The sequence below is a fragment of the Synechococcus sp. R55.2 genome (assembly GCF_047462075.1).
Lineage (GTDB): Bacteria > Cyanobacteriota > Cyanobacteriia > Thermostichales > Thermostichaceae > Thermostichus.
In genome coordinates this window covers 1-5,250 of the sequence record NZ_JANSIH010000232.1, presented here as the reverse complement: position 1 = coordinate 5,250, position 5,250 = coordinate 1, and the positions used below count along the sequence as shown (strand labels likewise).

Annotated in this window: 6 protein-coding genes; 2 read left to right on the top strand and 4 right to left on the bottom strand. The window is 60.4% G+C overall.

Annotated features, from left to right (window positions below; translation table 11 throughout):
• Both NW838_RS07930 and NW838_RS07925 read left to right on the top strand, forming a co-directional pair.
• Positions 1-576: aminotransferase class V-fold PLP-dependent enzyme (locus tag NW838_RS07930; protein ID WP_414427820.1), on the top strand; the 576-nt coding region annotated here is incomplete at its 5' end.
• A gap of 68 nt (positions 577-644) precedes the next feature.
• Positions 645-1,244, top strand: a complete 600-nt coding sequence (locus NW838_RS07925) for a CPP1-like family protein (protein ID WP_414427819.1) — start codon at positions 645-647, stop codon at positions 1,242-1,244.
• A gap of 34 nt (positions 1,245-1,278) precedes the next feature.
• Here the strand turns inward: NW838_RS07925 and NW838_RS07920 are convergent, their stop codons facing one another.
• From NW838_RS07920 to NW838_RS07905, 4 genes are all read right to left on the bottom strand, one after another.
• Complete coding sequence (locus NW838_RS07920) at positions 1,279-2,025, bottom strand: isoprenyl transferase (protein WP_414355703.1); 747 nt, start codon at positions 2,023-2,025, stop codon at positions 1,279-1,281.
• A gap of 5 nt (positions 2,026-2,030) precedes the next feature.
• Complete coding sequence (gene cdaA / locus NW838_RS07915; RefSeq protein ID WP_414355704.1) at positions 2,031-2,954, bottom strand: diadenylate cyclase CdaA; 924 nt, start codon at positions 2,952-2,954, stop codon at positions 2,031-2,033.
• Positions 2,955-3,172: 218 nt separating this feature from the next.
• On the bottom strand, positions 3,173-4,552 hold the full coding sequence (gene lysA, locus NW838_RS07910; protein WP_414355719.1) for a diaminopimelate decarboxylase: 1,380 nt from the start codon (positions 4,550-4,552) through the stop codon (positions 3,173-3,175).
• Positions 4,553-4,561: 9 nt separating this feature from the next.
• Positions 4,562-5,250, bottom strand: a 689-nt coding sequence (locus NW838_RS07905; RefSeq protein ID WP_414427818.1) for an outer membrane beta-barrel protein, incomplete at its 5' end; no start/stop codon positions are given.

Here is a 5,250-nt window from a genome sequence, read left to right as displayed (position 1 = left end):
GGGGGGGGGGGTGCCGGGCGCCGCGGGGGGGCGCTGCGCCCGGGCCGGGGGGGGGGGGGGAAAGAACGGCGGCTGCGGGCTGGCACCCAAGGGATCCCGGGCATTGTCGGCTTGGGAGTGGCGGCAGCTTTGGCGGCCCAAGAGCTATCTCAAGAAACGGCCCGCCTGCGGCAATTGCAACGGCATTTGGCCCAGTTGCTAGCGGAGGTGCCCGGTTTGCGGCTGACCGGCCCCGTCCGTTTGGAGCAGCGCCTGCCCCACCACCTCAGCTACTGCGCCGCAGGGGGGATCCCCGGGAATGTGCTGGTCAGGGCTCTGAGCCGCCAGGGGATCGCCATTAGCGCCGGCTCCGCCTGCAGCAGCGGCCAACTGATCCCCAGCCGCATCCTCTTGGCCATGGGCTATTCGGAAGCCGAGGCACTGGGATCCATTCGCCTTAGCCTTGGCAAAGCCACCACCTACGCTGCGGTTGAGTATGTAGCCCGATGTCTGCAGGCAGTAATTGCCTCGACCTCCGAATCCGGATCCCTGGAGGATGGGGCAACTCAATCCCCGTTGTCGGTTCCTGTCGCGTAGCCGGATCGAAGGTTGGGCAGGCTGGGTTAAGGTGATAGAGAGTTAAAGGGCTGGTCGCTATGGCTGAGATGAGTCCGTATCAGGTGTTGGGAATTAGCGAAGAAGCCTCCTTTGAAGAAATTCAATCGGCGCGGGCTAGGCTCCTGGCCAGCTTGGGCGCCGATGAACAGCAGCAAGAGCGGGTGGAGCAAGCCTACGATGCCATCCTGATGCAGCGCCTGCGCCTGCGCAAAGAGGGCAAAATCGCCGTTCCCGACCGCATTCGCTACGCCGAACAACGGGCTGCCCATCCTGAGCCGGAGCTGAGTTTGCCCCGCCCTGCTGCCCAAAATCCGCCTTGGGTCAGCCGCTGGCTGGATACCCCCTCTACCGCCGATGCCCTCTGGCCTGCGGCGCTGCTGGGTGGGCTGGGGGGTTGGGTTATCCTGGCTCCCGATGAGTACCCCTCGCTGCAACTGGCCTTGGGGCTGATGGCTTGTATCTATTTCCTGTACCGCAAAGAGCGCCGCTTCATTCGCGCTTTTCTCTTGGCTCTGGCGGCCTTGAGCCTGGGGCTGATGTTGGCCTACGGCATTGCCCTTCCCCTCACCGGTGGCGATGCTCCTGGCGCGCTGTTGGTGGGGATCACGTTTGCGGTGATGTGGTTGGTGACCAGCTTTTTGCGCTAGCTGCCGGTTTGCGACAGATATTCAACCTGGAACCTCACCTGCCAAACCGCCGCTGCCGCGACTGATAGCTAAGCAAGGCTTGGTGAAAAGCGGCTCGGTCAAAATCCGGCCAGAGAATGGGGGTGAAATACTGCTCGGTGTAGGCCATCTGCCAGAGCAGGAAGTTGCTGATGCGCATCTCGCCACTGGTGCGGATCAGCAGGTCAGGATCGGAGAGGCCGGTGGTGTAGAGAAATTGGGAAAAGAGGGCCTCGTCAATCTGATCCGGCTGCAGCAGCCCCTGCTGCACCAAGGTGGCAATGGAGCGGCAGGCCTGCAGGATCTCCTGTCTTCCCCCGTAGTTGAGGGCCACCGTCAGGCAAATGCCCTTGTTGTGCTGGGTGCATTCCACCGCATGCACGATGGTTTCCTGCAGAGAGTGAGGCAGAGCCGACAACTGGCCGGCAAACTGGATGCGCACCCCCTGCTGCACCATTTCCCCCAACTCCCGCCACAGCACCTGTTCGAACAACGTCATGAGGAAATCCACTTCCTCGCGGGCACGGCCCCAGTTCTCGGTGGAGAAGGCATAGGCGGTAAGGGCCGGGATCCCCCAATCATTGCAACAGCGCAGCAGCTCCTTCAGGGCCGATACCCCTCGCTGATGCCCAACGCTGCGGGGTAAACCCCGTTTTTGCGCCCAACGCCCGTTGCCATCCATCACCACCGCCACATGGCGGGGCAACAACTGGGGATCCAGGTCGGCAGGCAAGTGCAGAAGATGGGCAGGAGAAAGGGTCATGGGGATCAGTCTTTCGGGAGGGTTTTCTCAGGTTTGCGAAAGAGTTTAGTTAGATCGGAGAGGGATCCCCACCAGCGCAGCGGCCCATTGCGAAACCAGGGGTAGGCCCACAATCCCCGTAGCGGAGCATCTCGTTTTTTGGCATCGCGGGGATTGCGCAACCGCTGTACCAGCAGCTCGTGTAACTTGGCACTGGTCAGAGGTCGCTCGATGCGCCCACCCTCCGCCAGCGAGATGCAGCCCGTTTCTTCTGAGACCACAATACACAAGCAATTGGTCTGTTCTGTGATCCCCATCGCAGCACGGTGCCGTGTGCCCAGTTGCCGAGAGGCGGCCCGCTCCGAAACCGGTAGGATTACCCCCGCTGCGCGAATGCGATCCCGATGGATGACCACAGCCCCATCATGCAACAAAGTTGAAGTCTGGAAAATGGTCTGCAGGATCTCCCGCGACACCCGCGCCTGCAGAGGTACCCCTTTGTCGGTAAAGACCCGCGAGTCAATCGGCTGCTCTGGCTCGATGACAATCAGCGCTCCTGTGCGGTTTTGGGAAAGTTCTCGCACCGCTTGCACCAGTTCTTCCACCAAATCTTCCTCAGGATCCTCCTCGTCGTCGCCTGCGTTGCTTGGCCACTCCATGCGGATAGCTCTTGCCAGTTGCTCCAGCAGCCGGCGAAACTCCGGTTGAAAGAGCACGCCCATGGCTACGGCTGCGCCCAGGAGCAGGCGATCCAAGATCAGGTGAACCAAGGGCAGAGAGGCTGTGGCCAGGTACAGCACCAACAGCACTATAAATCCCCGCACCAGCACCCCAGCACGACTCTCGCGGGTGTAATAGAGAGCCAAGGCCAACAGAAAGACGGCCAGAGCCCAGTCCAAGAGGCTGAGAAAGTTAAACTGCTGTAGCCAAGCCCATAAGGCCGCCAGCATGGCGAAAAACCCCGTTCACGCTCCCCTCATTGCGGACCTTCTGCCTGGTGCCGTTCTGCACCTCAGAACCCCTGTTGGACTGCGGCCCCCAGACCAGCCTACCACTCACCTCCTGGCTGTCTTCCAGTCTTTCTCGCATGAGGTGCGTTGGCTGCGGTCGGCGCTGCCAGGAAAGGCTGTGCCTCTACTGACCAGATGGGTATGGGCAAACTTCCCCTTCAACGCAGCAACCGCTCCGGCAGAACATCCTGACGGATTAGGTCGGCATAAGTTTCTCGCCGCACAATCAACTGGGCCTCTCCCTCGTTGACCAGCACCGCGGCTGGCCGAGGGAAGCGATTGTAATTGGAAGCCATGCTGTAGTTGTAGGCCCCCGTCGCCAAAACCACCAACACTTCTCCTGCCATTGGAGCGGGCAGAAGCACATCCTTCAACAGCACATCCCCCGACTCGCAGTGTTTGCCGGCCACCGTTACCCGCTGCGTGGCCTCTGCCTCTGGTCGGTTGGCCAGAAGGGCGGTATAGCGGGCTTGATAGGTGATCGGGCGGGGGTTGTCGGACATACCACCGTCGATGGTGATGTAGGTGCGTCCTTGGGGCAGGTCATCGCTGGGAGGGATCCGCTTTTGCCCTCCCAGGGTGTAGGCGGTCACGGCAGCCGGCCCAATCACAGATCGTCCAGGCTCGCAGAGCACCTTGGGCAAAGGGATCCCAGCCTGGGCAAAGGCTTGTTGCACCGCCGTCGCCACAGTTTCCACCCACTCCGGGATGGAGGGGGGATCATCGGATTCGACATAGCGGATCCCCAGGCCCCCACCCACATTGAGCTCTTGTAGGGGCAGCCCTCTGTCCAGCCCTTGCCGCCAGATCTGGGCCAGCACCCCCGCCAGGTCTCGGTGGCCCTGCAGATCAAAAATCTGCGACCCAATGTGGGCGTGGAGCCCGACGCACTGCAACTGAGGATGGGCGGCCAAAAAATCCAGCACTTCCGGCAATTGCCATCGCCCGATGCCGAATTTGCTGTCGGTTTGCCCGGTACGAATGTACTCGTGGGTGTGGACGTCGATACCGGGGTTAACCCGCAGGAGCAGCCGCGCTGGCCGTTCGGGTGTGGCCAGGGCCGAGACCTGCTGCAGCTCGTACAGGCTATCCGCCACCACAGTACAGCCTGTCTCCAGGGCTAAGTTCAGCTCCTCAAGAGACTTGGCGTTGCCGTGCAGATAGAGATCTTCACCTTTGGCCCCCGCCTGCAGGGCTGTGTACAGCTCCCCGCCGGAAGCCACATCCAACCCCAGCCCTTCTTGCAGAGCCAGAGCACAAATGGCCAGGCAGTTCCAGGCTTTCGTGGCGTACAAAACCCGGGATCCCCCGGCGTAGCAGCGGGCCCAGGTGTCACGGTAAAGCTGGCAGGCGCGGCGCAGCGTCCATTCGTCCAGGATGTAGAGAGGGGATCCAAACTGGCGCACCAGCTCCACCACGTCGCACCCCCCAATTTCCAAGTGCCCCCGGCTGTTGATACGGCTGGTCAAGGGGCGCAAAGACTGGTTGGGGGAAAGGGTCTGCTCTGGATGGGTGGGAGTGCCGAGGGTCGAAATCATGGTCAGGAGTCAGAAAACTGTCTTAAACGATATCAAGTATATGGGAGCGGTAAGTGCCTCTTTCGTGGAGGTATTGCCGGTTGTGATGCGCAACTCTTTTCCAGAGACTTCTCGGATTTCTGTGGGTGGATTAGTTTCCTTTCGGTCGTTGTAGCTTAGCAGGAAGCTGAACTGCGGCCCTAAGAAGGCGCTAAACTGCACGACGGAGTTGGGGTCGCTATTGAAGCGCAGGAGGAGGGGGAGCTTGAGGTAATTCAGGGTGGCCTTTGCCGTGTAGGAAATTCCTGATTTTGTGCCCTTGTACTTTTGACCCTGACTGGAGTAGAGCACATCCAAGCCTACTCCTAAGTAGTCGGTGAAGTTGTACGAAGCACTCACGCCGCCGGCAAAACCCCAGGTGCTCTCATAATCCAACTCGGGACCAGCATCCGAGTCATCCTGATTGAGGAGCCAGGTGCTTTGGGGAAGGAGTACAGCGCCGATGCGAATGGCACCTTCTTGTGTCCATATGCTCCCTATGAGGAGCACGCCAAAAACGAATTTCCAAGTTTTCATACCGCCACAAAGGTACAACACAATCTTCATTCGCCAGACTCTGCGCTGGGCGGTGGTAGCCCACTCGTGGCATGATTTTAGCCTAAGGTTGGTTTGTATGTTTCGGAGAGCCGCTGCCCTGTTTATTGAGGGGCGAAAGTCGG

Bases quoted from the DNA above. Each gene is read 5' to 3' on its own strand.
- NW838_RS07920 (WP_414355703.1), bottom strand. From the start codon at position 2,025: ATGACCCTTTCTCCTGCCCATCTTCTGCACTTGCCTGCCGACCTGGAT.
- NW838_RS07925 (WP_414427819.1), top strand. From the start codon at position 645: ATGAGTCCGTATCAGGTGTTGGGAATTAGCGAAGAAGCCTCCTTTGAA.
- lysA (WP_414355719.1), bottom strand. From the start codon at position 4,552: ATGATTTCGACCCTCGGCACTCCCACCCATCCAGAGCAGACCCTTTCC.
- cdaA (WP_414355704.1), bottom strand. From the start codon at position 2,954: ATGCTGGCGGCCTTATGGGCTTGGCTACAGCAGTTTAACTTTCTCAGC.